This is a genomic window from Actinoplanes sp. NPDC048796 (assembly GCF_040650035.1).
In the GTDB taxonomy this organism is placed as follows: Bacteria; Actinomycetota; Actinomycetes; order Mycobacteriales; family Micromonosporaceae; genus Actinoplanes.
In genome coordinates, this window is sequence record NZ_JBEZGO010000003.1 from 933,383 (window position 1) to 959,764 (window position 26,382).

Below are 26,382 nucleotides of genomic sequence, written 5' to 3' on the forward strand. Positions count from 1 at the left end.
AGGGCCGGAGCTCAGTTCTCCACAGGGGCGGGAGCCCGCCGGTTTTGTGGTCTTTGAGCGCAACCACTTACTCACGTCGCCGTGGCGGGGTGAGCGTTCTGGGCGCGCAGCGCCCTGCTCGCCCCGTCGCGGCCCTCGGCGTGAGCAGCGAACCGTACGCCCCACCCCGCTACGACAGGCCTTAGGAAGTCGGCCAGGTCCGGAAGTTCTGAGCGGAACGGCTCGGCGTGGGACCGCGCTGGCCCTGGTAGCGAGAGCCGTAGACGGCTGAGCCGTAGGGGTGCTCGGCTGGGCTGGAGAGCCGGAAGATGCAGAGCTGGCCGATCTTCATGCCGGGCCAGAGCTTGATCGGCAGGTTGGCCACGTTGGACAGCTCGAGCGTGACGTGACCGGAGAATCCGGGGTCGATGAACCCGGCGGTCGAGTGGGTCAGCAGGCCGAGGCGGCCGAGGCTGCTCTTGCCCTCGAGGCGGCCCGCAAGCTGCTCACCAAGAGTGATGACCTCGAGCGTCGAGGCGAGGACGAACTCGCCCGGGTGCAGGACGAACGGCTCGCCGGCGGCGACCTCGACGAGCGCGGTCAGATCGTCCTGCTGCTCGGCCGGATCGATGTGGGTGTAGAGATGGTTGTTGAACACCCGGAAGAATCGGTCCAGGCGAACATCGATGCTGGACGGTTGCATCAGCGCCGGCTCGAACGGCTCCAGGGCCAGGTCGCCAGATTTGATCTCGGAGACCAGGTCACGGTCGGACAGCAGCATCGCAACACCATACCCAAGCTGCCCGTTCGGCGTGTTTTGGTGGGCGTGTCGAACGTATGTTCGATAGAATGACGGCATGGCTTCCTGGTCCGATTTCGCCGCTGTTGAGCCCACCCTCGCGGCCGGCATCCGCGCGCTCCTCCAGCAGTACGGCCCCGGCCTGGCCTACCTGGCCACGGTGCGTGCCGACGGCGCTCCACGGGTCCATCCGGTGTCGCCGGTCATCACCGACGAGGGACTCTATTGCTTCATCGTCGCCTCACCCAAACGAGGCGACCTCGACCGCGACGGCCGCTACGCGCTGCACTCTTTTCCCCCGGAAGAGAGCGACGACGAGGCGTACGTGTCGGGCCGAGCCGTCCGCGTGACCGACCCCCGGGTCATCACCCGCCTGGCGGGAGCGCTGCGCGCGTCACCGGACGTCGACTGGCGGCTCTACGAGCTGATGATCGAGTCAGCGACGCTGCGCCGGCACGGGCCAGCGGGGGCGCTGCCGCTGTCGCCGGATGTGACGCCGCTGTCACGCACGTGGCGTGCCGAGTTACCGCGCCCGCTGGCCGCGGTGAGTTGAGCAAGGGCGGTCCCGCCACAGAGTGCCGCAATCAGGTACAGTGGGGCCCGCTACGCGGGTGTAGTTCAATGGCAGAACATCAGCTTCCCAAGCTGACAGCGCGGGTTCGATTCCCGTCACCCGCTCGGAGGTAGGAGGCCCGTGCCCACGGAGAACGTGGGCCGGGCCTCCTTGCATTTCATGCCTGGGGGGCGACCCCCCAGACCCCCACGGTGCGGTGGGGCGCGGTCGGTGGGGTGCGGTCGGTGGGGGTGGGGCTGGCCGGGGCTGGGGCTTAGGGGTGTTCCTCGTCTTCGGGGTAGGGCAGGGATCGCTTCCATGCCGCCTCGAACTCGAGGTGAGTGATCTCGAGCTGGGAGTAGCGGGGGTCTCGGAGGTCTCTCGGTGGGTTCGGCAGGTCGTTGGCCAGGCGGAATGCGCCATGGGGGGTCACTATGACCTCGCGTAGGCGGCGACCGTCGGGGCCCAACTCCACGAAGGTGATGGTTTGGTCCTCGTCCTCGCGCAGGTATACGCGGTCACGGCCGGCTAAGGCGCCGTAGCCGGGTAGTGAGCGATGGGCGGTGCGCTGGTCTCGCAGGTCGGCCAAGGAAGTTCCGGAGAGGGCGTCCAAGTGCAGCTCCTCCTCAGCTAGGGGGCCCATCTCGCGGATGGTCGCCTCGTCGGTGATCACCTCGACCTCGGCGATGGTTTCCAGGATGTCCTCGGGGGACGTGGCCCATACCCACCACCACAAACCGCCCATGCCGTAGTCGTGGACGACCAAGAACCGTCTCATGGGGTGAGGGTGCCATGGCTGTGGTGGATCTGGAGGCCGTGGCGGGCGGCGGTGCCCAGAACCTGGTCGATCTGGGCCGGGGTCAGGCCGGTGGTGGGGATGGGGAGGAAGCGGGCGCGGCTGCGGGCGAAGACGAGCTGGTGGGGCAGGTGAGCGACTGTGGTGAAGGCGGTCCAGGCGTAGGCGTGGCGGCTTTCGAGGGTGGAGAGGGCCACGCCGCTGTCGCTGATCTCGTATGTCGTCAGGTGGCCCGCGTCGACCGAGCGGCGGGTGCCGGTGGTGATCAGGAGGAGGGGGACGCCTACGGCCAGGAGTGCGCCGACCGCCAGCAGGGGGATGTCCAGGCCGCTGCCGGTCAGGACGTGCAGGGCGGCCAGTGCGATCGCGGCCCAGCCGGCCACCCGGGCGATCAGCACCGGACGGCGCAGGCCGTGGCGCAGGGCGGTGGCGACCAGCCGGGGGTCCGGTCGCGCGGTGATCTGCAAAAACACTCCTGAAAGGTAACTTTTCGGAAGTGTCCGGCAACATCGGCCGCTCGGTCGCCCGGAACCGCCCGGAAGAAACCTCAGAAAAGGATCTCGGCGATGCGGCGCCACTCGTCTCGGGGGAGGTGCGGGCTGGCGTCGGCCGAGAGGGCCTGGATGGCGATGTGGTCGGCGCCGGCGTCGAAGTGGGCCCGGATGCCGGTGCGGATCGCGTCCGGGCCGCCCCAGGTGACCGTCAGGTCCACCAAGGCGTCGCTGCCGTCGTGGGCCAGGTCGTCGTCGGTCAGGCCGAAGCGGCGCCACTGGTTGGTGTAGTTGGGCAGCGTCAGGTAGGGCTTCAGGACCCGGCGGGCCACCGCCCGGGCCTGGGCGGGATCGGTGCCGACGAAGACCTTCTGTTCGGGGATGAGCAGGCGGTCGGGGCCCAGGATCGCGCGGGCCTCGGCGGCGTGGGCGGGTGGCATCAGGTACGGCAGGGCGCCGGCGGTCAGGTCGCGGGCGGCCTCCAGGGTCTTCGGGCCCAGGGCCGCGATCAGGCGTTCCTCGTGCGGGACGCGCTCGAGCTTGTCCGTGAGGAAGGACTTGAGCCTGGTCAAGGGCTTGACGTACGCCTCGCCGACCGAGGCCGCGGTGGGGGCGTGGCCCGAGCCGACGCCCAGGTAGAAGCGGCCGGGGAACAGCGAGCTCAGGCGGAAGTGGCTGGCCGCGAGCTCGTCGCCGTCGCTGTGCCAGATGTCGACGATGCTGGTGCCCACCACCAGTGTCGACGTGGCGGCCAGGATGGCCTCGGGCAGGGACAGGTCGTCCGGCGGGCTGCCGCCGATCCACACCGAGCCGTAGCCCAGTTCTTCCAGCTCATGCGCCGCCGCGGCGACCACGTTGGCGTCGTCCGGCCAGAAGCGGCCGGGCACCCAGATGCCGTACTGCCCGAAGTCGTTCATGAAATTGATCGTACGATTGCGGACGTGTATCTGATGATCTCGAAGTACGTCGTGCCGGTCGAGCAGGTCGACGCCGTCCGGGCCGAGCACCTGGCCTTTGTGGACTCGCTTGAGCAGCGCGGACTGCTCGCCTCGGCCGGGCGGCAGGACCCGCCGGTCGGTGGGGTGCTCGTGCTGAAGGTGACCGAGCGGGAGCGGGCCCTCGAACTGATCGCCGAGGACCCGTACGTCAAGGCCGGTGTCGCCGAGTACACCCCGGTCGGCTACGTCGCCAACCGGGGCCTGGTCACCGACTAGGGCTCGATGTCGTCGCCGCTGAGCAGGCCGCGGATGGTCAACTCGCGAGCCACCGGCGGCGGCGTCTCGTCCACGATCACCGCGGTGCCCACGTAGCCGGCGCCGAACAGGGTGCGCAGGCCCCGGGCCTGGGCGCCGGTGGACGCCCAGTCGTCGACCACGAGCACGCGGTCGTCCGGCGTGAGCAGCTGACGGCGTACCCCCAAATGCTGTTTCTCGCCCCGATGATCGGACGGGATCTCGGCCCAGATCATCGGTTCGGCGATCGGCCGTCGCGCCCCGGCCCGGTAGGCCTCGACGAAGCCGACGCCCAGCGCCCGGGCCACCAGCGGGCCGACCAGGAAACCGGTCACCTCCGGAGCGACCACCACGGTCGGGTGGTCGGCGCGGAACAGGCCGGCCAGGCCGTCGCCGAGCTTGTCGAGGATCACCGGGTCGCGCCACCAGCCGGACCGGTCGCTGACCAGATAGCCGCTGCCGTCGCCGGGGTCGGTCCAGCGGAAACCGGCCTTGAGGCGATCACGAAGGTGATCACGGAAGTCGCTCGCCACGCCGACATCCTGTCATCGTGCGGCTGAAGCATTCCGCCGCGCGGTCAGAACCCGCTCAGACTACGGGTCAAGTTAGTGCAGTCCGTCGCTCTGATCGGGCATGCTGTGTCGCGTAACCATGCCTACTCCGTCGTCGGGCCGTCGCCGCCCGCTGAGCCCTGGATCCCGCGCCGGCCTCGGCGCGGCCGTCGTGCTGCTCGCCGTCGTGTCCGCGGTGGAGCTGGCCGACCCGCGCACCGCCGACTTCGTGGGCCTGTTCGCGGCCGTCCCGTTCCTGGCCGCCGTCTTCGCCTTCTGGCAGACGGTTCTCGTCGTCGGGATCGTCGCGACGATCGTCGGGGTGGCCTTCGTCGGCGCGGCCGGGCCGGTCAGCGTGGCCGGCATGGTCAACCTGATCGGCATTCTGCTGGCCACCGGCATCGCGTCGGCGGTGGCCATGATCAGGCAGCGTCAGGACGACAAGATCGCCGAGTTGCAGCGCCTGGCCGCGGTCGCCCAGCAGGCGGTTCTGCGGCCGCTCGGCCCGCAGGTCGGCTCGCTCGCGGTCGCCGGGCGTTACATCTCGGCCACGGCCGCGGCCGACATCGGCGGGGACCTCTACGAGGCGCTCGACACGCCGTACGGGGTTCGCATCATCATCGGCGACGTGCGCGGCAAGGGCCTGGACGCCGTCCGCCTGGCCAGCATCGTGCTCGGCTCGTACCGGCACGTGGCGTACGAACGCAATGATCTGAAAGCTCTGGTGACCGACCTCGACCGGGCGGTCGCGCGCAGCGTCGGCGACGAGGATTTCGTGACCGCGGCCCTGGTCGAGGAGCGGGGCGGCACGCTCACGATCGTCAACTGTGGACACCCGGCCCCGCTGCTGCTGCGGCGAGGCCAGGTCATTCCGCTGGAGCCGCCGGCGCCGGCGCCCCCGTTGGGTTTCATGCCCGAGGTGAAGGCGCGGGTCGAGCGGCTGGAGCCGGGCGACCGGTTGCTGCTGTTCACCGACGGGCTCGGCGAGGCCCGCCGGGAGGGCGAGTTCTTCCCGACCGCCGACCGGGCCTGGCGGCTGCTGGGCCACGGCACGGTCGGTGATGGTCTCGCCTCGCTCGAGACCGCCCTGGTCGACTGGGTGCACGGCCGTCTCGAGGACGACATCGCGCTGGTCCTGCTGGAGTACGCGGGCCCGGACGGCGGCGCGACGATGCCGATGCCGAGCTGGGAGGTCGGCGCCGCGGGCAGTTAAGCCGCGGCGATCTCCTGGGTCTTGCCCTCGAGAGCCGAAGCGTCGCCCTCGGGAACCGACTCGCCGGTGGGCGGAGCGGGCGCGGGCGAGATCGGTACGGGCACGGGTTCCGGCTTGCGGTGGCGCCCGACGTAGTGACGTGGCTGGTCCGCCTGGCGAGGCTCCGGAATCAGGCTCTTGATCGTGGCGAACATGCGCGCCCCCTTGGCGGCTTGAATGAACGTCTATCCACAGCAACGAGCCGAAGAACCCTCCGATACGTCTGGGGCGCATGGGAGCACGCAAATAGCCGAACGGCTGTCCTGCTGCCCACCCGATCGGAGGCGTTTGATGTGCGAACCGACGGACAGACCCCCACACGCGGGTGGTCGGTCACGAAACGGCTTGCGGCTTGTCCGCCTCTACCGATCAGTAATACAGTGGGGGTTACTGACGGGTAACTCCAAGACCGGCGGGCGTTCGGAGAGCGGGGCCAGCACCATGACTCACTACAAGGGCAACCTTCGGGACCTCCAGTTCAATCTGTTCGAGGTCTTCGAGGCTGATCGTGCGTTCGGCCAGGCGCCGTACGAGGACATCGACGCGGAGACCGCCAAGGACGTTCTGACCGAGGTGCACCGCCTCGCGACCGAAGATCTCGCGACCAGCTACACCGAGGCCGACCGCAACCCGCCGGTCTTCGACCCCGCCACGCACACCGCGCCGCTGTCGGAGTCGTTCAAGAAGTCGTTCGAGCAGTGGATGGCCTCCGAGTTCTGGCGCCTCGACCTGCCGAGCAGCCTCGGCGGCACCCTCGCCCCGCGGGCCCTGTGGTGGGCGCTCGCCGAGAACATCCTCGGCGCCAACGCCCCGGTCTGGATGTACTCCTCCGGCCCGTCGTTCGCGCACGTCGTGCACGAGGAGGGCACCGAGGAGCAGAAGCAGTGGGCGAAGCTCTTCGTCGAGAAGCAGTGGGGCTCGACCATGGTCCTCACCGAGCCCGACGCCGGCTCGGACGTGGGAGCCGGCCGCACCCGGGCCATCCCGCAGCCGGACGGCTCCTGGCACATCGAGGGCGTCAAGCGCTTCATCACCTCGGGTGAGCACGACCTGACCGACAACATCGTCCACTACGTGCTGGCCCGCCCGGTCGGCGTGGAGGGTGTGGGCGGCCCCGGCACCAAGGGCCTGTCGCTGTTCATCGTGCCGAAATACCACTTCGACGCCGAGACCGGCGAGCTGGGCGAGCGCAACGGCGTCTACGCCACGAACGTCGAGCACAAGATGGGCCTGAAGGCCTCCAACACGTGCGAGATGACCTTCGGCGAGCACGGCACTCCGGCCAAGGGCTGGCTGCTGGGCGAGAAGCACGAGGGCATCCGGCAGATGTTCATGATCATTGAGTACGCCCGGATGATGGTCGGCACGAAGGCGATCGCCACCCTGTCCACGGGTTACCTGAACGCCCTCGAGTACGCGAAGAACCGCGTACAGGGCGCCGACCTGGTGCAGAACGACAACAAGGCCGCCCCGCGCGTCACGATCACGCACCACCCCGACGTGCGCCGTTCGCTGATGCTGCAGAAGTCGTACTCCGAGGCCCTGCGCGCGCTGGTCATCTACACCGCGACCTGGCAGGACAAGATCGCCATCGCCGAGGCGGCCGGCGACACCGCCGCCGCCAAGGCCGCGAGCAAGGTCAATGACCTGCTGCTGCCGCTGGTCAAGGGCGTCGGTTCGGAGCGGGCGTACGAACTGCTCGGCCACGAGTCGCTGCAGACCTTCGGCGGCTCCGGCTTCCTGCAGGACTACCCGCTGGAGCAGTACGTCCGCGACGCGAAGATCGACACCCTGTACGAGGGCACCACGGCGATCCAGAGCCTCGACCTGATCTTCCGCAAGATCGTGAAGGACCAGGGCCGGGCGCTGGCGACCCTCGCCACCGAGATCCAGTCGTTCATCGAGAGCGAGGCCGGCAACGGCCAGCTCAAGGAGGAGCGCCTCGCCCTCGGCAAGGCCCTGGGCGAGCTCCAGCAGATCCTCGGCGTGACCATGGGCTGGCTGGCCGCGGTGCAGGGCGGCGACACCCGCGAGCTGTACAAGGTGGGCCTGAGCTCCCGCCGCGTCCTGCTCGCGCTGGGCGACGTCGTCCTCGCGTGGCTGCTGCTGCGCCAGGCCGACGTGGCCCTCAAGGCCCTCGGCCGCGAGGTCTCGGCCGCCGACAAGAACTTCTACGAGGGCAAGGTCGCCGCGGCCCGCTTCTTCGTCCGCGAGATCCTGCCGCGCGTCGGCTCCGACCGCCGCATCATCGAGAACACCACCCTGGACCTGATGGACCTGTCCGAAGACGTTTTCTGATCCGTTCCACCAGGAGAAAGGCCGGCCGGAAGGCCGGCCTTTTTCGTTGATCTTCGAGATAGATGACTGTTACGCTGCGCTCCACGCGTGCGGGGGCGCGCTCCGTGACGGTTTCCGGAAACGCCACCACACCTCTCTTTCTTCTCCTCCAGGAGGATCGGTGGCTCCAGCCATCCGGAGTCTGGCCGCAACGGCCCTAGGCGTCGGAATCATCCTGACCGGTCTGCCCGCCCAGGCGGCGCCGGTCACCCGAGCGACGGCGGCGCCCGCCGGCGAGGTGGTCGTCCCGGCCGCGTCCCGGTACGTCCCCCGTGCGACCCGCATCCTCAACGCGGGCACCAGCGGCTTCCTCTGGGCCCAGGAGGGCGACGACCGCCTCCTCTGGACCAGCTACGCCACTCAGGTCGCCACCGCGCTGACCTTCCGCCTGCCCAGGAAGGTCGAGTACAACCAGGACGGCGGCAACTTCCCGTCGGGCCCGTCATGGAGCCCCGGGTGGTACGGCGCCGGCAGCGACACGGTCGCGGTGTACCAGGACGGGCGGGTCACACTCCAGTCCGGGGCGGGCGCCGTCACCAGCGAGCTCGTGCTGCCCGATGGGCACTCATACCAGGGCACCTTCGGCGGCGTGGTGCTCACCAGCACCGGCGAGGGCGACGGACCGCAGCAGGTCCACGTCTGGCGCGCCGGTTCCGCGACCGCGGTGCCGGGGCTGCCCGACACCGCCACCGAGATCACCGTCGAGGACGGTGACGCCCGTTCGGTCATTCTGCGCTACAAGGTGGCGGGCGACCAGTGGCCCCACTGGTCCATCGTGGACCTGGCCACCGCGGCCGCCTCCGCGCTGCCCGACCGGCTCGGCGCGGACGACGAGGGCTGGGAGGTCAAGGGCTTCCGGCTCGGCGCCGAGTCGATCGTGCGGAACCGGTGGGCCCGGTCGCAGATGGACGTGTTCGACCGGGACGATCTGACGGCCGCGCCGCGGACCGCCGAGTCCGGGCCGTTCACCGCCGACGCCGCGTACGGCATCGTGGGCTCCTCCCTGCTCGCGGTCGACCCGGTCGGTCCCGGCAACAACCTCTACCGCGGCCAGGAGCTGTGGTCGCTGCCGGTCGACGAGCCCGACGCGGGCCTGACCCAGGTCATGAGCCCGGCCGCGCACGAGATCGTCCAGGCGCCGGACGGCTCGGTCCTGGTGGCCGGCGCGGCGAAGTTCGTCCAGTACGGCGACCTCGACTGGGGCATCTACCGGATCACCCAGGCCGCCGACGGCTCGCTCAAGCGGGCCGAGGTGGCCGACGTGGCCCCGATGCCGGCCCGGACGTGGGGCATCGCGCTGGGCAGCGGCATCCTCACCACCGCGGTCAACAGCACGATCTACGAGCCCTCGACCTACCTGGGCGCGTACCGGAGCACCTGGCTGGCCACCGGCGGGACGCCCGGGATCGAGAAGAGCACCCAGGACGCCTGGCTCATGGGCGACGACGCGTCCTGCTACATCAACGGCAGCGAGCCGGCCTGCGTCACCATGTTCGCCGACGGCACCGGGTACCACGGGCGCCGCGAGGCCACGTACAGCGAAAAGACCGTCCTGTATGCCAACGGGTCCACCTCGACCGCGGGCCCGACGGTGAACACCGGCTTCTCCTCCGCCGATCTGACCGACCTGTCCGGCCGGTACGGGCTGATCGACAACGGCGGCGGAGCGCAGAGCGTCGGCGACTTCCGGTCGGGATCCGTGGTGCAGAAGCGCAACTACGTCTCGGCCGCCGTCTGGGGAAACACACTGTGGAGCGCCGCGGCCGAGGGCGGCAAGGTGACCGCCACCCGCATCCCCGGCACGACCGCCGTGGAGTCCTTCACGACCAGCAACGACTGCAAGCCGACCGAGCTGCAGGCCGTCGGCCGCTGGGTCTACTGGGCCTGCAACGAGTACGGCACGGTGTACGGCGCCGGCGTCTACGACCGGGTGGCGAAGACCAACGTCGGCGCTCCGGGGCAGAGGGTGCTGCTGGGCGACGGCTACTACGCCGAGCAGACCGAGGCGGGCGAGCTGAGGCTGACCGACCTCTACCATCCCGGTCAGGTGGCCCGGGTGATCGGCGCGGTCGGGCCGTCGACCCGCCCGCGTGACTCGTGGACGGTGGACCGCTTCGGCGGCGGCGTCGCCTGGGCCGACCAGGACGAGCGCGTTCACGTGGTCCCGAGTGGCGTTCCCACCTCCGCGCTGAGCGTCATCGACTCCACGGTGCCGACCACCGTCGCCAACTGGTCGGGCAGCTGGTGGCTGTCGAAGCCGGGCTCGTCCTGGCAGCTGACCTTCCGCAACTCGGCCGGCGGGGTGCTTCGTACGATCTCCGGCACGTCCGCCCGTGGCCTGGTCACCGCGACCTGGGACGGCAAGGACTCGGCCGGGCGGGCCGTCGCCGACGGCACGTACGGCTGGTCGCTGACCGTGCAGCCGGCCGACGGCCAGGGCGCCGCGCTCACCACCGGTGTGGCGGCGCCGCCGGCGCCGCCGGCCCCGCCCGCTCCGGTGAAGGCCACCAGGGCGCCGTCGATCACCGGCGCCGTCGCGGTCGGCTCGGTCGTCAAGGCCGTCGTGGGCGCCTGGACGCCCGCGCCGACCGCGTACACCTACCGCTGGGCCGCGAACGGCGTGACGATCAAGGGGGCGGTCTTCCAGTCGTACCGGCCCGGTCCGGCCGTGCTCGGCAAGCGCCTGACCGTCACGGTGACGGCGAGCCGCGCCGGTCACCCGTCCGGCGCCGCCACGTCGGCCGCCTCGGCCGTGGTCGCCAAGGGAGCGGCGCCCCGGAGCACCAAGCGGCCGGTCGTCCTCGGCACGCCCAAGGTCGGCCGCACCCTGTCCGTCTCCACCGGCGGCTGGTCGTTCAAGCCGGACTCGTACCGCTACGAGTGGCGCTTGAACGGCAAGCTGATCAGCACCGGCACGAAGCTGAAGCTGACCAAGGCGATGCGCGCCAAGAAGCTCGTGCTCACCGTCGTGGCCCGCAAGGCCGGCTACAACGACGGCCGGGCCAGCAGCGTGGCGGTGACCGTCAAGCGTTAACCGCGGGCGGTGTGCCGCCCGATCAGGTGCATGGCGCGGGGCTCCGTCGTCGACCAGGAACCTTCCTCCCTGTGGACGGCGAGCCCCGCTGTCTTGAGCACGATGTCGTTGCCGTCGTACTGCTCGTCCGGGATCAGGAGCAGCGAGACCTCGGAGACGGTGGGGTTGTGGCCCACCACCAGGACCGTGCGAACCGAGTCGGGGACGGCGCGCAACAGGTCGAAGACCTCGGTGCGTCCGCCGAGGTAGAGCGACTCCTCGTAACGCACCTCAGGAGCGCCGCCGCCCGGCTTGGCCTGGGCCAGCGCGATCGAGACACCCTGCCAGGTCTGGCGGGTACGGGCGGCGGTGGAGCAGAGGACCAGGTCGGGGTGAAGGCGCTCGTCGGCCAGCCAGGCGCCGGCGGCGTCGGCGTCGGCCTCACCGCGCTCGGTCAGCTTACGGTCGAAGTCGTCTTGATTGTCGCCGATGATCTCGGCCTTGGCGTGGCGGAGCAGAACGAGCGTCCGTGCGGTCATGCCGACAGTTTGTCTGATTGAGGAATCGGGCGGGTGGGTAACCCATCATCAACGCATTGACCCCGGTGATGATCAAGGAGGCCCGTGATGGGCATCGGCGGCAGCATTTTCCTGCTGGCGGTAGGCGCGATTCTCGCGTTCGCCGTCAACGCGGACATCAGCGGGCTCGACATCAACATCATCGGCTGGATCCTGATGGCGGCCGGCCTGGTCGGGCTCATCATCACGCTTTGGTACTGGAACAGCCGGCGCCGTACGGTGGTGACCCGGCAGACCGCCGCTCCGGTGGTCGCTCCGAACCAGCAGATTCGCAGCGAGTACCGCGAGACCCGGCGCGAGGACGCCCCGCCGCCCCCGCCCCCGGGTTACTGACAAAAGACCCGCGACGCCGGCCGGCCGCTTCCCCCCTAGCGGCCGTGCCGGCGTCGCGCGCTTCACCGGCGGATCAGACGGAGGCCTTGACGGCGTCCGCGACCGGGGTCGCCGGCCGGCCGAGCAGCTTCTCGAGGTCGTCGCGCGGAACGAAGAGCGCGCCCTCCGCCGTGGCCCGGTCGACGTCGGCGAAGACCTCGGCCGCCGCGCGCGGCAGGCCCACGCCGACCAGCAGCTCGATGTACTTGTCGACGTCCAGGTCGGTGTAGGTCACCGGCTTGCCGGTCTGGCGGGAGATCTCGGCGGCCAGCTCGGCCTTGGTGAGGGCTTCGCCGCCCAGTTCGTACGTCCTGCCCTCGTGCCCGTCGGTGACGAGGACCGCCGCGGCCGCCTCGGCGTAGTCGGCGCGGGGAGCCAGGCTGATCCTGCCGTCGCCGGACGCGCCGACCAGGCCCTGCTCGACCGCCTGGTCGACCGGGTAGTTCTCGACGTACCAGCCGTTCCGCAGAATCACGTACGGAAGCCCGGAGTCCTTGATCAGCTTTTCGGTGACCGCGTGCTCACCGGCCAGCTTCATGTCAGTGGTGTCGGCCTTCGGCGCGCTGGTGTAGACGATCTGCCCGACCCCGGCGGCCTTCGCGGCCTCGACGACGTTGGTGTGCTGCGGGATGCGCTGGCCGGGCTCGCTGGCCGAGATGAACAGGACCTTGTCCGCACCCTCGAAGGCAGCCCGCAGACTCTCCGGGTCCTCGTATGACGCCTTCTTGACCGTCACACCGAGGTCGGCGATCTTCTCGACCTGGCGGCCGATGCCGACGATGTCAGTGGCCGGTACGCCCTTGGCCAGCAACGACTCGATGGCGAGGCGGCCGAGATGTCCGGTGGCGCCGGTAACAACGATGGTCATGGGAGCTCCTCTGGATTGGTCTGCCAGTTGGAGCCAACATGCCTGGTCAGCCAACACTTCCCATTCGATAGTAGGCACCTTGAAGTGCAATACTTACCCGCATGGAAGTGACCGCGTACGCGAAGGACTGCCCGAGTCGGCAGATTCTCGACCGGATCGGCGACACGTGGAGTGTCCTGATCGTGGTGATGCTGGCCGACGGGCCGCAGCGCTATACGGCGCTGTCGAAGAAGATCCAGGGCGTGAGCCCGAAGATGCTGACCCAGACGTTGCGGGGCCTGGAGCGCGACGGCCTGATCATCCGTACGGTGCACGCCGAGGTGCCGCCGCGCGTCGACTACCGGCTCACCGAGCTCGGTCAGAGCCTGCTGGGACTGGTCAGGGCGCTGGAGAACTGGGCCGAGACCCACATCGAGGATGTGCAGCGGGCCCGGGTCGCCTATGACAACCCGGGCGTCAAGACCGACTACGCGTACAGCGCGAAGTAGATCGCGATGTGGTGGCAGAGCGCGGCCACCAGTGTGCACGCGTGGAAGAACTCGTGGTGACCGAAGACCGCGGGCCACGGGTTGGGCCGGCGCAGCGCGTAGAAGACGGCGCCGACGCTGTAGATGACCCCGCCCACCGCGAGCAGGACGAGGCAGGTGACGCCGCCGGTGTGCAGGACGTCGGGCAGGATCGCGACGGCGCCCCAGCCCAGCGCGAGGTAGAGCGGCGCCCCGGCCCAGCGCGGCAGGTGCGGCCAGATCGTCTTGAGGGCCACCCCGCCGAGGGCTCCGCCCCAGATCAGCGACAGCATCATCGTCGCCTTGCCCGGATGCAGCAGCAGGACGCAGAACGGTGTGTACGTGCCGGCGATGAAGATGAAGATCATCGAGTGGTCGGCCCGCCGCATGATCTGGTAGCCGCGTTCGCTCCAGACCCGACGGTGGTAGAGCGCGCTGATGCCGAACAGGCCGCAGACGGTCGCGCTGTAGACCAGGACGCTGAAGAACGGCGAGAAGCCCGGTCGGCTGAGCGCGATCGAGCACAGCACGATGCCGCCGACGACGGCGACGAAGAACGCATACTGGTGCAACCGGCCGCGAAGGCGCGGCTTGCCGAGATCGGCCGGCTTCATTCGAAACGGTGCGGAGGTCGTCACGACTCCAGGTTACGGTATCGTAAGTTACTGGCAAGTAGAACTAGGGTGTCGTGATGAGGCTACGACAGGTCGGCGCGACTGCGCTGCTGATCGAGTGCCACGACTCCGACCAGGTCGAATCGTGGCGCCGGGAGCTTTGGCGGCGGCGGGGCCGAGGTGAACTCTCGGTGATCGACATCGTTCCGGGGGCGGCGACCGTGCTGCTCGACGGCGTCGCTCCGGGCGCGGCTTCGCTGGTGGAGAGCTGGGCCTCGTCGCTGGAGGCAGCCCCGGCGGTCGAGGGGCCGCTCGTGGAAGTGCCGACCGTCTTCGACGGCGAAGACCTGGCCGACGTCGCCGATCTCTGGCAGGTGACGGTGGACGAGGCGATCGGACGGCTCGTCACGACGGACTTCACGGTGTCTTTCAGCGGCTTTGCTCCCGGTTTCGGCTATCTGCGCGGCCTGCCATCGGAATGGGCGGTTCCCCGGCTCGCCGCTCCGCGGCCTCGCGTTCCGGCCGGGTCGGTGGCGCTTGCCGACACCTATTGCGGGATTTATCCGTCAGCTTCGCCGGGCGGGTGGCGGCTGGTCGGCCGTACGGCCTTGAAATTATTTGACGTACGCCGGGACGCGCCGGCCACACTCAGCCCGGGAGCTCGCGTGAAGCTCGTGCCCACCTCATGATCACGGTGATGCGGGCCGGCCCCTTGACGACTGTGCAGGATCTCGGCCGGCCCGGGTACGCCCATCTCGGGGTTCCCCGGTCGGGGGCGCTGGACGGGCCGGCGCTGCGGCGGGCCAACGCGATGGTCGGCAACCCGCCGGAGGCGGCCGGGCTGGAGACCACGCTGATGGGATGCTCGCTGCGGTTCGAGAGGGCGGCGCGGGTCGCGGTCACGGGCGCTTCTCTCCAAGGCGCTTCTCTTCAAGGCGCTTCTCTTCAAGGCGCTTCTCTTCAAGGCGCTTCTCTTCAAGGCGCTTCTTTTCAAGGCGCTTCTTTCCAAGGCGCTTTTTCTCAAGGCGTGGTCGAGGTGCCGGCGGGCTCGGTGCTCGACATCGGCCGGGCCGCCACGGGTGTGCGGTCCTACATCGCGGTGGCCGGCGGGATCGACGTCGAGCCGGTGCTGGGCAGCCGATCGACCGACACGCTGTCGGGGCTCGGGCCGGCCAAGCTCACCGACGGGGCGACGCTGCCGATCGGAACGGCCGGCGGGGCGGCGGTCGTGGAAGGTGGTTCGCCGGCTAACCACCCCACGGAGCTGGAACTCGGGGTGTGGCTCGGTCCGCGCGACGACTGGTACGAGAGCCGGGAGCTGTTCGAGAACCCGTATCGGGTGAGCCCGATGAGCAACCGCGTCGGCTGCCGGCTGGCCGGCAGCGCCCTGACCCGCACCAAGGCCGGCGAACTGCCCTCCGAAGGGGTGGTGCTGGGCGCGATTCAGGTGCCGGCCGACGGGCAGCCGTTGATCTTCCTGGCCGACCACCCGACAACCGGCGGCTACCCGGTGATCGGCGTGGTCGACGACGTCACCCCACTCGCGCAGGCGCGGCCGGGGACTACGGTTCGGTTCCGTGCCCTCCATTGACCTCAACGCCGACCTCGGCGAAGGATTCGGCCGGTGGCGCCTCGGCGACGACGAGGCGCTGCTCGACATCGTGACCTCGGCCAACGTGGCCTGCGGCTTCCACGCCGGCGACCCGTCCACCATGCGGCGCGTCTGCGAAGCGGCAACCACCAAAGGCGTGGCGATCGGCGCCCAGGTCGGCTATCGCGATCTCGCGGGCTTCGGACGACGGCGGATCGAGTACGAGCCGGACGAGCTCCGCGACGACATCCTGTACCAGATCGGGGCGTTGAGCGCCTTCGGCCGGGTTGCGTATGTGAAGCCGCACGGGGCGCTCTACAACGTGGCGGCGGTCGACGAGGTGCAGGCGGGGGCGGTGGTCGCGGCGGTCCGCGCCTACGGCGCGGCGCTGCCGGTCCTCTGCCAGCCGGGGTCGACACTTAGCCGGCTCGCTGTTGACGCCGGGTTGACCGTGGTGGGTGAAGGCTTCGCGGATCGGGGCTACCAGGCGGACGGGACGCTCATGCCGCGCTCGCAGCCGGGCGCGGTGCTGCACGACGCGGACGCGGTGGTGGATCAGGCTGTACGGATGGCGGTCGAGCAGGTGGTCGAGACCGTCGACGGCCGGGTGGTGCCGTCGCCGGTCACGTCGATCTGCGTCCACGGGGACACGCCCGGCGCGGTGTCGCTGGCCGCCCGGGTCCGCGCGGGGTTGCGCGAAGCCGGGCTGACCGTTGCGCCGTTCGCTTCATCCACAGGATTGTGAGTTATCCACAGCCCTCTTCGCGGTCATCGCTGATTCGGGGAGGATGGCTGTAGAGGATGGGGGCCCCCTTCTGGGAGGGCGGGCCCTGGGCTACTGCTCGTCCAAGCCTCTGAGGATCAGCGGGAGACGGTCGGGGCCGTCGGCGGTGACGACCACCGGGACGCCCCAGTCCTGGCGGGTCAGGTGGCAGGCGGCGAACTCCACGTCGACGTCGCAGGTGGCGGCCTGGGCCACGACCTGAAGAACGCCCTTGGGCACGTCGGGGTTGATCACCAGCGGGCGCGACAGGTCCGTGGTGACGCCGGCGCCGGAAAGCAGGAGCTCCGGCGGCGACGCGGAAACCTCCAGGCGGGTGGACGGGCCGAACTGCGTGTCCAGCTTCTGGCCCGGCGCCGGTGTGAAGATGACGTCCAGGGTCAGCTCGCCGGAGGCGACAGGCGTGGGCGGGCGCTCGGTGCGGTGGCGTTCCCCGGCCACGCTCTGGACGGCGCCGGGGGCCAGGTGGGTCAGCCGGTGGGCGGCCGACTCGACCACGATCACGTCGCCGGTCGAGGTGACCAGCACGTCGCTCGGCTCGGCCAGGCCCGAGTCGACGGTCGAAACCGTGTCGGTGGCGGGGTCGTAGCGGCGGACAGCGCCGTTGTAGGTGTCGGCGATCAGGACCGAGCCGTCGGACAGGGCGGCCACGCCGAGCGGATGCTGGAGCAGAGCCTGTTTGGCCGGGCCGTCCACGTGACCGAAGTCGAACAGGCCCTGGCCCACCGCGGTGTGCATGACCCCGGCCTCGATGTAGCGGACGGCCGAGGTCTCGCTGTCGGCGATCCACAGCCGGTCACCGCCGACGGAGAGGCCGGACGGCTGCGCCATCCAGACGTCGGGAATCGGGCCGTCGCGCAGCGACTCGACAGTGGTGCCGGCGTAGACGCCCACCGTGCGCTTGATCGGGTCGAACCACCAGAGCTGGTGGATGCCGGCCATCGCGATGATCACCTTGTCGTCGAACCAGGCCAGGTCCCACGGCGAGGAGAGGTCGGTGGCGAGCGCGTCGTGCGGGTGCTCGTCGACGGCGGAACGCCAGGGGCGGCCCGAGCCGGCGACCAGCGTGATCTCGCCGTCGGACAGGCGCAGCCCGCGCAACTGGTGGTTCACGGTGTCGGCGATGACCACGTCGTAGCTGGCGGTGGCGGCGACGTCGGACGGGAGCAGCAGCAGGCCCTGCGGCTCGTTGAACGGGCCGAACCGGCGTACGAGCGTCTCGCCGTCCGCCTCGATCTCGGCCACCGAGTGGCCGGTGGAGTCGCTGACCAGCAGGTTTCCGTTGGCCAGCTCGATCGCCTTGCCGGGGAAGCGCAGCAGGGTGTCGGGCGCGGGCGGCGGCACGTACGGGCCGTCGCCGCGGTGCAGCGTGCCGTCGGCGGTGTGCTTGGCGATCAGCTCGTCGATCAGGCGGGACAGTCCCTCGGCGTGGCCCTCGCCGGCCATCGAGGCGACCAGGTAGCCGGTCGGGTCGACGACCGCGATCGTGGGCCAGGCCTTGGCCGCGTACTGCTGCCAGAGGTGCATGTCGCCGTCGTCGACGACCGGGTGGTGTACGCCGTACCGCTCCACGGCGGCGGCCAGCGCCTTCGGGTCGCGCTCGTGCTCGAACTTCGGTGAGTGGACGCCGATCACGACCAGGGCGTCACCGTACTTCTGCTCGAGCGGCCGCAGCTCGTCGAGCACGTGCAGGCAGTTGATGCAGCAGAAGGTCCAGAAGTCCAGAATGACGATCTTGCCGCGCAGGTCGGCGAGGGTCACATCCCGGCCACCGGTGTTCAGCCAGCCTCGGCCCCGGAGCTCCGGCGCCCGCACACGTCCAGTCATCCGACCATCGTGCCGTACCGGCGACGCCGGCACGGCACGAAGGTGGTCAGGATGACAAGGCGGTCACTTGTTGGGCTTGAGGCAGAGCACCTGCGACTTGCCGTCGCCGGTGGTGGTGAGAACCGACGGGTTGGCCGGGTCGGCGCATTGGGTTTTGTCGTCCACGATGGAGACGACCTTGAAGGTGTTGCTGCCGCCACACTCGGCCTTGACCGCGGCCGAACCGTCCTGCTTGACGCAGTCGCCGGTCTTCATGGCAGCCTCGTCCTTGCCGCCGGCGACCAGGAACACCAGGCCGAAGACGACACCGAGCAGGACGATCGCGCCGAGCACGACGGCGAGCAGGATCGGGAACACCCGTACGTGCGGCGTCTCCGGCTTCGCCGCCGGGGCGTCCGGCTTGAAGCTGTCGAACTTGCCCTGGTCGGAGTCGGGACCAGGCCAGCTGGTGGTGTCGTTCGGGCTGGGCGGGGTCACCGTGGCCCGGCTCGCCGCACTGCCGAAGCCGCCGCTGGTCTCGGGCCCGAAGCCGCCGTCGGGCCCACTGCCCGGCACGAAGCCGCCCGGCTGACCGCCGTTCGGCCCGGAGAAGCCGTTGAGGCCCGGAGGCATCGGCGGCAGCGCGGGCGCGGGCACGTAGGGCTGCTGGTCGCGGCCGGCGACATCGGTGGTGAGCTCGTTGAACTGATCGGGCCGAGCCCCCGGACGCTCCCCGAACGGCGCGTCACCGGGCCGAGGCCCGAACGGCGAGTTGCCGTTCGGCGACTCACCCGGCCGCGGCCCGAACGACGACCCAGCGGGCGCACCGAAGGGCGAGTCGTTCTGCTGCCCGTACGGCGAGTCAGGCTGCCCGTCGCCTTGCGGAGCGAACGGCGAGTCACTTTGCTTGCCGTACAGGGAGTCGGCCTGCTGTGCGCCGTATGGCGAGTCGGCCTGCGGGCCGCCGAACGGAGAGTCGCCTTGCTGGCCGCCGTACAGCGGACTGTTCTGCTGTCCGCCGAACGGCGAATCGCTCTGCTGGCCGTATGGCGAGTCGCCCTGCGGGCCGCCGAACGGAGAGTCGCTTTGCTGTCCGCCGAACGGCGAATCGCCCTGCTGTCCGCCGTACGGCGAATCGCCCTGCTGGGCTCCGTATGGCGAATCGTTCTGCTGGCCGAACGAGGCGTCGCCGGGCTGGCCGTAGGGCGAACCGCTCGCTGGCTTCTCCGGGGCGGCGCCGAACGGTGAGCCGCTGGCGGGGGCGTTGCCGGTGGGTGCATCGCTGGAGGGCGAGCCGTAGGTGCCACCGCCGAACGGTGAGCCGCTGGCGGGGGCGTTACCCGTGGGCGCACCGCTGGAGGGCGAACCGTAGGTGCCACCGCCGAACGGTGAGCCGCTGGCGGGAGCGTTGCCGGCGGGCGCACCGCTGGAGGGCGAGCCGTAGGTGCCACCGCCGTAGGGCGAGCCCTCCGGGCCGGAGCCGGGCTGGTTGCCGTAGGGCGAACCGTCCGCGCCGGGGCCGTAAGGCGAGGCGGTTTCCGGCGCGGCGGGGGCGCCGGCCGGGATCGCCGCCGAGGCCGAAGCGGCGCCGGTGGGCGAGACGCGGGCGCTGGCCCGGGCCGGTGACTGCGGGGCGACGCCGGGGGTGCCGGGCTCGTCCGGGCGCTGGCCGAAGCCCTCGTCGGGACGCGCGGTGAACATGCCGGTCGGCTCGCTGAAGTCGGCGGCCGGCTGGAAGTCCTGGGCCGGGGCCGACGGGAAGTTCGCGGAGGAGGCGCTTTCCTGGTCGGGCTCGGCGGGTGCCGCCCGGCCGTAGACCCGCGCCTGCGGGCTGGCTGCCTGCGGCGGCAGTTCGGTGGCCTCGACCGGGGCGACCCGGCTGGTCGTCGGCACCGACGCGCTGGCCGTGACCGGTCGCGCCGAACCGACCGCACCGGATCCGGCCGGTCCGCCGGAGGCCGAGCCGGCGGATCCCGCCGAGGCGGAGTCGGCTGAGCGGAACGCGCCGGGGTCGGCTGAATCGAACGGGGCGGAGTCGGCTGAGCGGAACGCGCCGGGGTCGGCTGAGCCGTACGAGGAGGAATCCGTTGAACCGAACGCGGGGGAGCCGGCCGAACCGAACGTGGCCGCGCCGGGTGGGCCGACCGGGGCCGCGCCGGATGAGCCGGCCGGGGCCGCGCCGGCTGAACCGAACGCCGGGGCGCCGGGTGCTGCCGAGCCGGAGGTGGCCGCGCCTGTCGAGGGCGAGCCCGGAGCGGGGCTGACCGAGGCGGAACCGCTCGCGGGGGCGCCGGGCGGCAGGTCGGAGGCATCGCGGGGCTGCGGCACCGCACCGTTGCGGGAGTCGGGGCCGGCCGAGCCGGTCAGGGCGCCGAGGGCGGCGCCGGGCACCCGCTGCGGATATCCGGACGGGCTGTCGCCGGTCGGCGCGGGACGCCGGTAGGGCGCGTGCTCGTCGGCCGCCGCCTCGCCGAAGCCGGAACCGGAACCGGAACCGGAACCGGGGCCGAAGCCGGGGCTGGCATCGGGGCCGAAGCTGGAATCGGAGCTGGAATCGGAGCTGGAGCCGTAGGCGGGGGCCTCGGAACGCGCCGGTGCGCCGTAGGGCGACTCGGCGTCGGACGGCCCGAACGGGCGGGCCGAGCCGTAGGCCGCTGGGGAGCCGGCGTTCTCCTCCGGCGCGCTTTCACCGAACGGAGCCGGGCGAGCGGAGCCGTACGCCGGCGGTTCGGCCGCGGCATGGGCCGAACCGAAGGGTGCCTGACCGTCGGAGGTGCCGCGGCCGAACGGGTCGGGCAGCGCCGCACCGGATCCGTCGGGCGCACGGCTGGGAAGGCCGGACTCGCCGGGGGTCGAGCGGCCGAACGGGTCGGCGAACGGCTCGGACCGGTACGGGTGAGGCGGGATCTCCTCCCCAGCGGAAGGGGCAGACGGGGCGGCGCCGCCGAACGCGCTGAAGCCGCCGGAGGGGGAGCCCTCGCCGTACGGGGACTGCTGGGTGCGGACGGGCAGTTCGCCGCCCTGCTGCGGTACGGCCGACGGGGCCTCGGCGTCCTGGCCGCCGGGCGTGCCGCGCAGCGGGAAACCGCCGCTGCCGCCGCCTCGGGTCGGGAACGCGGAGCCGTTGCCGCCGCTGCCGCGCAGCGGGAAACCGCCGGCCGGGTCGGCCGGGGCCGAGGGCTGGGCCGGCGCCGCCGCTGCGGGGCGCGGGGCCTCGGGGGCGCCGGTCGGGCGCACCGGCGGCGGGGCGTCGGGCAGGCCGGTCAGGGTGGCGCCGGGCACACGCACGCGCTGATTGTCGAAGGCCGAGACGCCGGGCGGGCGGCCGGTCGCCGGATCGACCGGATCCGCCTGGTCACGGCTCGACTGGTCGCGGCTCGACTGGTCACGGCTCGACTGGTCGCGGCTGGACTGGTCGCGGCTGGGCTGGCCGGCGGCGAAGCCGTTGAACCCCTCGAAGTTGTCCACCGTGCCGCCCGGGTTCGCGTTCCGCTGCGGGAGCGGAGCGCCCTGGCGCTGGACGAACTGGTTGTCCGCGTCGGGGGTGGAGCGCACCTGGGGCGCCCACGCCGAGTCGCCGGGTGAGACCGAGCCGTAGGGGGAAGCGCTCCCACGCTGCGGCAGCGCGCCACCCTCCTCGGGCTGCGGCACGCGGGCCGCGCCGTACGGGGTCCCGCCGCGGCCGTCAGGGCCGGACGCGGTGCCGAAGGAGGAGACCGCGGGCACCACGAACGGCGAGCCGCCGTTCGGTGTGGCCTGCGGGGGTGGGCCGTACGAGCTGGGGAAACCATCGGCGGGCGGCTGGGCCGATGCCCGGCCCGCTGCCCGCTGACCGTCGGTGTCCGGCGGGAAACCGTCCGACGTGGGTCCGCCCGACGTGGCCTCGGCCGGTCGCGAACCGGCGTAATGCCCCTCGGACGTCATGAGCGCCTCCTCATACATTTCGGCCGTGCCGGGCTTTGCACGGACGCGACCGCCGGCGGGCGCCGGAGGCCGTGCCCAGCTCTGAGGCCAGGCCGTGCGGGACTCCCGGGCCGAATGACGGCCGTGAACCCCGGCCCCCGTGCCGACCGGCCGAGCCGGCTCGTTGACCGTGCCCAACCGTACCGGGCGAGGGCGGCAGGAGGAATCCCGGTGTACGTCCGGAAGGGGACCTGACAGAGATCTTTAAGCGTGACACGAAAATGCAAACGGCCCGTCCGGAGTGAATCCGGACGGGCCGTGGCGCCGTGAGGTCAGAAGTTGCGGCGCTGGGCCATGAGAGCGATCTCATCGCGCATCGACTGGGTGGGCGCGCTCATCCAGGCCCGGTCGATGGCACGGTTCTCGCGGTTGATCATCCGGCGCCGGCGGAGGCGGTCGGCGATGCTCATTGCTAAGTCACTTCCCTTTTGTGCCGGGATCATCCGGCCACATCGTGGTGCTCGTCTCGGTAGGTCCATTGTGCTACCCACCGAGACGAGTTGCCATCGATTTATGGGGTGACGTCGCGCACGTGCCTAACGATCGTAGGTCAAGAAAACTGGTTGCCTACGCATCTTCGGTGTGCCTAGGTCCAGGACAGCAACGCTCCCTCGGGGTCGGTGAGGAACTCGCCGACGTCCCGCAGGAACTTCGAGCCCAGTTCGCCGTCGATGATCCGGTGGTCGAAGGAGAGTGCCAGGGTCGTGACCTGGCGCGGCTTGACCTTCCCCTTGTGCACCCACGGCATCGGCTTGATCGCGCCGAAGGCCAGGATCGCCGACTCGCCCGGCGGCAGGATCGGCGTGCCGGTGTCCACGCCGAACACCCCGACATTGGTGATCGAGAGCGTCCCGCCCGACATGTCGGAAGGGGGCGTCTTGCCGGATCTCGCCACCTGGACCAGCGTGTTCAACGCCTCGGCCAGCTCCCGCAACGTGAGACGCCCAGCGTCCTTGATATTGGGAACGATCAGGCCGCGTTCGGTCGCCGACGCGATGCCCAGGTTCACGTACTCCTTGACCACGATCTCGTTGGTCGCGCCGGACCAGGTCGAGTTGACCATCGGGTGACGCTTGACGGCCAGCAGCACCGCCTTGGCCACCAGGAGCAACGGAGAGATCCGGACGTCGCGGAACTCCCGCCGTCCCTTGATCTTTTCCAGCGCCTTCATCGACCGCGTCACATCGATGGTCAGGAACTCGGTGACGTGCGGTGCCGTGAAGGCCGACGCGACCATGTTCTCCGCGGTGAGCTTCCGCACGCCCTTGATCGGGATGCGCTGCTCGCGGGTCGCGTCGAAGACCGCCGCGGCCGGGGCGGTGGTCACGGTGGGTGCCGCGGTCGCTGCTTGCTGTCGCGCTGACGCGGCTTGCTGTACGTCGTCACGCGTCACCGACCCCAGCGGCCCGGTCCCGGTGAGCGCGGCGAGGTCGACGCCGAGATCGCGGGCGAGCTTACGGACCGGCGGTTTGGCGAGCACCGGACCGGCCGTCCGCCCATGCGGGGCCGGAGCAGGAGCCGGAGCCGGAACGGGCGCCGGCACGGGAGGCGGGGGCGGCGTGACTGTGCCCGTCGGCGCCGCTGCGGGCGTACCCAATCGGGGTCGTCGTTTCGCCGTTGTCGTCCGTGGCCCGTAACCGACCAGGACCGGAGTGCGACCGGCGTTGGGCGCCGGGCTGCCGGCCATGCCCGGCTCGACGGCACCCTCGGCCGGCGCGATCTGCACCGCCGCCAGCGATTCGGCCGACGGCACTGGGCCGTCCAGACCGGGCAGCGGACCGGCCGACGGGTCGGTGTCGATCGCGATGATCGGCGAGCCCACCTCGACCGTCGTGCCGGCCTCGACGAAGATGCGGGCGACCACGCCGCCCCATTTCGCCGGGATCTCCACGGCCGCCTTGGCCGTCTCGACCTCGACGATCGGCTGGTTGAGCTCGATCGTGTCGCCGACCTTGACCAGCCAGGACAGAATCTCACCCTCGGTGAGGCCCTCGCCCAGGTCGGGCAGGGGGAACTCCTTGATCCGGGACATCGGCGTCACCAGCCGAACGAACGGTCGACGGCGTCCAGGACCCGATCGAGGTCGGGCAGGTACTCCTCCTCGACCCGGGCCGCCGGGTACGGGATGTCGTAGCCGGTCACCCGCAGCACCGGAGCCTCCAGTGAGTAGAAGCAGTGCTCGGTGATCCGGGCGGCGATCTCGGCGCCGAGGCCGATGTTGCCCGGCGCCTCGTGCACGACGACCGCGCGCCCGGTGCGCTTCACCGACTCGTACACCGGCTCGTAATCGATCGGGGACAGCGACCGCAGGTCGATGACCTCGAGATTGCGGCCGTCCTCGGCCGCGGCGGCGGCCGCGTCGAGCGAGGTGCGGACCATGGGGCCGTACGCGATGACCGTCGCGTCCGTGCCCGGCCGGACCACCCGGGACTTGTGCAGCGGGTAGGCGCCGGCCAGGTCGGCGCCGAGGTCGACGTCGCCCTTCTCCCAGTAGCGGCGCTTCGGCTCGAAGAACACGACCGGGTCGTCGGAGGCGATGGCCTGCTGGATCATCGTGTACGCGTCGGCCGGGTTCGAGCAGGTCACGACCTTGAGGCCGGGGGTGTGCGCGAAGTACGCCTCGGGGGACTCGGAATGATGCTCGACCGCGCCGATGCCGCCGGCGAACGGAATGCGGATCACGATGGGCAGCTTGACCTTGCCTCGCGAGCGGTACGACATCTTCGCCACCTGGGTGACGATCTGGTTGTACGCGGGGAAGACGAACCCGTCGAACTGGATCTCGCAGACCGGCCGGTATCCCCGGATCGCGAGGCCGACCGCGGTGCCCACGATGCCGGCCTCGGCCAGCGGCGTGTCGATGACCCGGTCCTCACCGAAGTCCTTCTGCAGGCCGTCGGTGATCCGGAAGACGCCGCCGAGCTTGCCGACGTCCTCGCCCATGACGACGACCTTGGCGTTGCCCTCGAGTGAGCGCCGCAGGCCGTGGTTGAGCGCCTTGCCGAGGGTGATGTTGTCGCTCATCAGTGTCCGCTCCCCTCGAACGAAGCCTGGTAGTCGGTGAACTGCCGGCGCTGCTCGTCGAGATCGGGCGAGCCGTTCGGATAGACGTGGTCGAACATCGTGATCGGCTGCGGGTCGGGCATCGCCAGCACCTTTTCGCGCAACTCGAGGGCGAGCGTCTTGGCGCCCTCGTCGGTCTCGGCGAAAAACGCCTCGTCGGCGATCTGCTGCTTGGCCAGGAAGGCCTTGAGCCGGGAGATCGGGTCCTTGGCCTTCCACGACTCGACCTCGCTGGCGATCCGGTAGCGCGTCGGGTCGTCCGAGCTGGTGTGCGCGCCCATCCGGTACGTGTACGCCTCGATCAGCGTCGGGCCCTCGCCCTGGCGCGCCCGGTCGAGCGCCGAGCGGGTGACCGCGTAGCTGGCCAGCACGTCGTTGCCGTCGATACGTACGCCCGGGAAACCGAAGCCGGTGGCCCGGCGGTAGAGCGGGATGCGCGTCTGGCGCTCGAGCGGCTCGGAGATCGCGTACTGGTTGTTCTGACAGAAGAAGACGATGGGGGCGTTGAAGACGCCCGACCAGACGAACGCCTCGTTGACCTCGCCCTGGCTGGTGGCGCCGTCACCGAAGTACGCGATCACGGCCTCCCCGTCGGGCGTGCCGGTCTTGCCGTCCATGGTCACGCCCATCGCGTACCCGGTCGCGTGCAGGGTCTGTGCCCCGATCACGATCGTGTAGCCGTTGAACTTGTACTTGTTGGCGTCCCAGCCACCCTGGTCGACACCGCGGAACAAGCCGAATGGCATGATCGGGTCGATGCCGCGGGTGTAGAGGACGCCGTGCTCGCGGTAGGTGGGGAAGGCCATGTCCTGCGGGCGCAGGGCTCGTCCGGAGCCGACCTGGGCCGCTTCCTGGCCGAGCAGGCTGGCCCAGAGGCCGAGCTCGCCCTGCCGCTGCAGCGCGAGCGCCTCGCTGTCGAGCCGCCGGACCGTCACCAGGTCGCGGTAGAGCCCGCGGTATTCCTCGTCGGTGAAGTCGGCGGAGTACGTCGTGCCGTCCGCGGTCGTGACGCTGTCGACGCGCTCCCCCTCCGGGGTGAGCAGTTGGACGAAGCCGCCTGCCGGTGCGTCAGCACCGACTTCGCTTTCGCCGTTCGCCATCGTGTCTCCCTGTTTCGTGTCAGCGCCGCGGCGGGTGTTGCCCGTCCACGCGGCGAACCGCCTCGGTCGCCGCGCCTGGCCCGGGTGAGGTTGCCGCGCAGCGTTTCGGCGCGGGCCGAGACCCCGCCGGGGAGTGA

At 70.7% G+C, this 26,382-nt stretch carries 25 protein-coding genes and 1 tRNA gene; 11 read left to right on the plus strand and 15 right to left on the minus strand.

The window, feature by feature from the left end; all coding sequences use genetic code 11:
• Positions 1–181: 181 nt before the first annotated feature.
• Positions 182–760, minus strand: a complete 579-nt coding sequence (dcd, locus tag AB0C26_RS18040; protein WP_360248058.1) for a dCTP deaminase — start codon at positions 758–760, stop codon at positions 182–184.
• A 76-nt stretch (positions 761–836) separates the two neighbouring features.
• Between dcd and AB0C26_RS18045 the strand changes: the two genes are divergently transcribed.
• Both AB0C26_RS18045 and AB0C26_RS18050 read left to right on the plus strand, forming a co-directional pair.
• Positions 837–1,331, plus strand: coding sequence for a pyridoxamine 5'-phosphate oxidase family protein (locus tag AB0C26_RS18045; RefSeq protein WP_360248060.1), 495 nt, complete (start codon positions 837–839; stop codon positions 1,329–1,331).
• Between the two features lie 54 nt (positions 1,332–1,385).
• Positions 1,386–1,456 (plus strand) — tRNA-Gly (locus AB0C26_RS18050).
• A 149-nt stretch (positions 1,457–1,605) separates the two neighbouring features.
• Here the strand turns inward: AB0C26_RS18050 and AB0C26_RS18055 are convergent.
• From AB0C26_RS18055 to AB0C26_RS18065, 3 genes are all read right to left on the minus strand, one after another.
• Complete coding sequence (locus tag AB0C26_RS18055; RefSeq protein ID WP_360248062.1) at positions 1,606–2,109, minus strand: hypothetical protein; 504 nt, start codon at positions 2,107–2,109, stop codon at positions 1,606–1,608.
• The gene (locus AB0C26_RS18060) at positions 2,106–2,600 is read right to left on the minus strand and encodes a YcxB family protein (protein WP_360248064.1); all 495 of its coding nucleotides are present in this window, start codon (positions 2,598–2,600) and stop codon (positions 2,106–2,108) included. Before AB0C26_RS18060 ends, AB0C26_RS18055 begins: the two co-directional genes overlap by 4 nt.
• A 74-nt stretch (positions 2,601–2,674) precedes the next feature.
• Complete coding sequence (locus AB0C26_RS18065; RefSeq protein ID WP_360248066.1) at positions 2,675–3,535, minus strand: TIGR03620 family F420-dependent LLM class oxidoreductase; 861 nt, start codon at positions 3,533–3,535, stop codon at positions 2,675–2,677.
• A 33-nt stretch (positions 3,536–3,568) separates the two neighbouring features.
• Between AB0C26_RS18065 and AB0C26_RS18070 the strand changes: the two genes are divergently transcribed.
• Positions 3,569–3,832 carry a YciI family protein gene (locus AB0C26_RS18070; RefSeq protein ID WP_360248333.1) on the plus strand — a complete coding sequence of 88 codons (264 nt, stop codon included), beginning with the start codon at positions 3,569–3,571 and terminating at the stop codon, positions 3,830–3,832.
• Here AB0C26_RS18070 and AB0C26_RS18075 read toward each other — a convergent pair.
• Positions 3,829–4,383 (minus strand): phosphoribosyltransferase, encoded by a 555-nt coding sequence (locus AB0C26_RS18075; protein ID WP_360248068.1) that lies wholly within the window; start codon positions 4,381–4,383, stop codon positions 3,829–3,831. The genes AB0C26_RS18070 and AB0C26_RS18075 overlap by 4 nt on opposite strands.
• A 100-nt stretch (positions 4,384–4,483) precedes the next feature.
• Between AB0C26_RS18075 and AB0C26_RS18080 the strand changes: the two genes are divergently transcribed.
• Positions 4,484–5,614 carry a SpoIIE family protein phosphatase gene (locus AB0C26_RS18080; RefSeq protein ID WP_360248070.1) on the plus strand — a complete coding sequence of 377 codons (1,131 nt, stop codon included), beginning with the start codon at positions 4,484–4,486 and terminating at the stop codon, positions 5,612–5,614.
• On the opposite strand, the gene AB0C26_RS18085 is transcribed toward AB0C26_RS18080, so the two are convergent.
• Positions 5,611–5,808, minus strand: a complete 198-nt coding sequence (locus AB0C26_RS18085) for a hypothetical protein (protein WP_360248072.1) — start codon at positions 5,806–5,808, stop codon at positions 5,611–5,613. The two genes, AB0C26_RS18080 and AB0C26_RS18085, sit on opposite strands and share 4 nt — an antisense overlap.
• A gap of 286 nt (positions 5,809–6,094) precedes the next feature.
• Between AB0C26_RS18085 and AB0C26_RS18090 the strand changes: the two genes are divergently transcribed.
• Positions 6,095–7,951, plus strand: coding sequence for an acyl-CoA dehydrogenase (locus AB0C26_RS18090; RefSeq protein WP_360248074.1), 1,857 nt, complete (start codon positions 6,095–6,097; stop codon positions 7,949–7,951).
• Between the two features lie 160 nt (positions 7,952–8,111).
• Positions 8,112–11,024, plus strand: a complete 2,913-nt coding sequence (locus AB0C26_RS18095) for a FlgD immunoglobulin-like domain containing protein (protein ID WP_360248076.1) — start codon at positions 8,112–8,114, stop codon at positions 11,022–11,024.
• On the opposite strand, the gene AB0C26_RS18100 is transcribed toward AB0C26_RS18095, so the two are convergent.
• Entirely contained in the window at positions 11,021–11,542 is a 522-nt protein-coding gene (locus tag AB0C26_RS18100) for a histidine phosphatase family protein (RefSeq protein WP_360248078.1), read from the minus strand. The genes AB0C26_RS18095 and AB0C26_RS18100 overlap by 4 nt on opposite strands.
• 87 nt (positions 11,543–11,629) lie before the next feature.
• Here AB0C26_RS18100 and AB0C26_RS18105 point away from each other — a divergent pair, with 87 nt between their 5' ends.
• A complete protein-coding gene (locus tag AB0C26_RS18105; RefSeq protein ID WP_360248080.1) occupies positions 11,630–11,914 on the plus strand; it encodes a DUF6458 family protein in 285 nt (94 codons plus the stop codon).
• 73 nt (positions 11,915–11,987) lie between these two features.
• Here AB0C26_RS18105 and AB0C26_RS18110 read toward each other — a convergent pair whose 3' ends face one another.
• Positions 11,988–12,821 carry an SDR family oxidoreductase gene (locus tag AB0C26_RS18110; protein ID WP_360248081.1) on the minus strand — a complete coding sequence of 278 codons (834 nt, stop codon included), beginning with the start codon at positions 12,819–12,821 and terminating at the stop codon, positions 11,988–11,990.
• A 101-nt stretch (positions 12,822–12,922) separates the two neighbouring features.
• Between AB0C26_RS18110 and AB0C26_RS18115 the strand changes: the two genes are divergently transcribed.
• Positions 12,923–13,309 (plus strand): helix-turn-helix domain-containing protein, encoded by a 387-nt coding sequence (locus AB0C26_RS18115; protein ID WP_360248083.1) that lies wholly within the window; start codon positions 12,923–12,925, stop codon positions 13,307–13,309.
• Here AB0C26_RS18115 and AB0C26_RS18120 read toward each other — a convergent pair.
• The gene (locus AB0C26_RS18120; protein ID WP_360248085.1) at positions 13,288–13,965 is read right to left on the minus strand and encodes a hemolysin III family protein; all 678 of its coding nucleotides are present in this window, start codon (positions 13,963–13,965) and stop codon (positions 13,288–13,290) included. The genes AB0C26_RS18115 and AB0C26_RS18120 overlap by 22 nt on opposite strands.
• A 53-nt stretch (positions 13,966–14,018) precedes the next feature.
• Between AB0C26_RS18120 and AB0C26_RS18125 the strand changes: the two genes are divergently transcribed.
• Genes AB0C26_RS18125 through AB0C26_RS18135 form a run of 3 tightly spaced genes read left to right on the plus strand, consistent with a single transcriptional unit; the run spans position 14,019 to position 16,277 of the window.
• Positions 14,019–14,630, plus strand: a complete 612-nt coding sequence (locus tag AB0C26_RS18125; RefSeq protein WP_360248087.1) for an allophanate hydrolase subunit 1 — start codon at positions 14,019–14,021, stop codon at positions 14,628–14,630.
• Positions 14,627–15,532: a biotin-dependent carboxyltransferase family protein gene (locus AB0C26_RS18130; protein ID WP_360248089.1), complete on the plus strand. Its 906-nt coding sequence runs from the start codon at positions 14,627–14,629 to the stop codon at positions 15,530–15,532. Before AB0C26_RS18125 ends, AB0C26_RS18130 begins: the two co-directional genes overlap by 4 nt.
• Positions 15,528–16,277, plus strand: coding sequence for a 5-oxoprolinase subunit PxpA (locus AB0C26_RS18135; RefSeq protein WP_360248335.1), 750 nt, complete (start codon positions 15,528–15,530; stop codon positions 16,275–16,277). The genes AB0C26_RS18130 and AB0C26_RS18135 overlap by 5 nt, the downstream gene beginning before the upstream one ends.
• A 90-nt stretch (positions 16,278–16,367) precedes the next feature.
• On the opposite strand, the gene AB0C26_RS18140 is transcribed toward AB0C26_RS18135, so the two are convergent.
• From AB0C26_RS18140 to pdhA, 6 genes are all read right to left on the minus strand, one after another.
• On the minus strand, positions 16,368–18,140 hold the full coding sequence (locus AB0C26_RS18140; RefSeq protein ID WP_360248091.1) for an NHL domain-containing thioredoxin family protein: 1,773 nt from the start codon (positions 18,138–18,140) through the stop codon (positions 16,368–16,370).
• 63 nt (positions 18,141–18,203) lie between these two features.
• Positions 18,204–22,043 carry a hypothetical protein gene (locus tag AB0C26_RS18145; protein ID WP_360248093.1) on the minus strand — a complete coding sequence of 1,280 codons (3,840 nt, stop codon included), beginning with the start codon at positions 22,041–22,043 and terminating at the stop codon, positions 18,204–18,206.
• A gap of 311 nt (positions 22,044–22,354) precedes the next feature.
• Entirely contained in the window at positions 22,355–22,492 is a 138-nt protein-coding gene (locus tag AB0C26_RS18150; RefSeq protein WP_179855508.1) for a hypothetical protein, read from the minus strand.
• Between the two features lie 176 nt (positions 22,493–22,668).
• Positions 22,669–24,114 carry a dihydrolipoamide acetyltransferase family protein gene (locus AB0C26_RS18155; protein ID WP_360248095.1) on the minus strand — a complete coding sequence of 482 codons (1,446 nt, stop codon included), beginning with the start codon at positions 24,112–24,114 and terminating at the stop codon, positions 22,669–22,671.
• A gap of 5 nt (positions 24,115–24,119) precedes the next feature.
• Positions 24,120–25,109 carry an alpha-ketoacid dehydrogenase subunit beta gene (locus AB0C26_RS18160; RefSeq protein ID WP_360248337.1) on the minus strand — a complete coding sequence of 330 codons (990 nt, stop codon included), beginning with the start codon at positions 25,107–25,109 and terminating at the stop codon, positions 24,120–24,122.
• Complete coding sequence (pdhA, locus tag AB0C26_RS18165) at positions 25,106–26,245, minus strand: pyruvate dehydrogenase (acetyl-transferring) E1 component subunit alpha (protein WP_360248097.1); 1,140 nt, start codon at positions 26,243–26,245, stop codon at positions 25,106–25,108. The genes AB0C26_RS18160 and pdhA overlap by 4 nt, the downstream gene beginning before the upstream one ends.
• Positions 26,246–26,382: the final 137 nt, after the last annotated feature.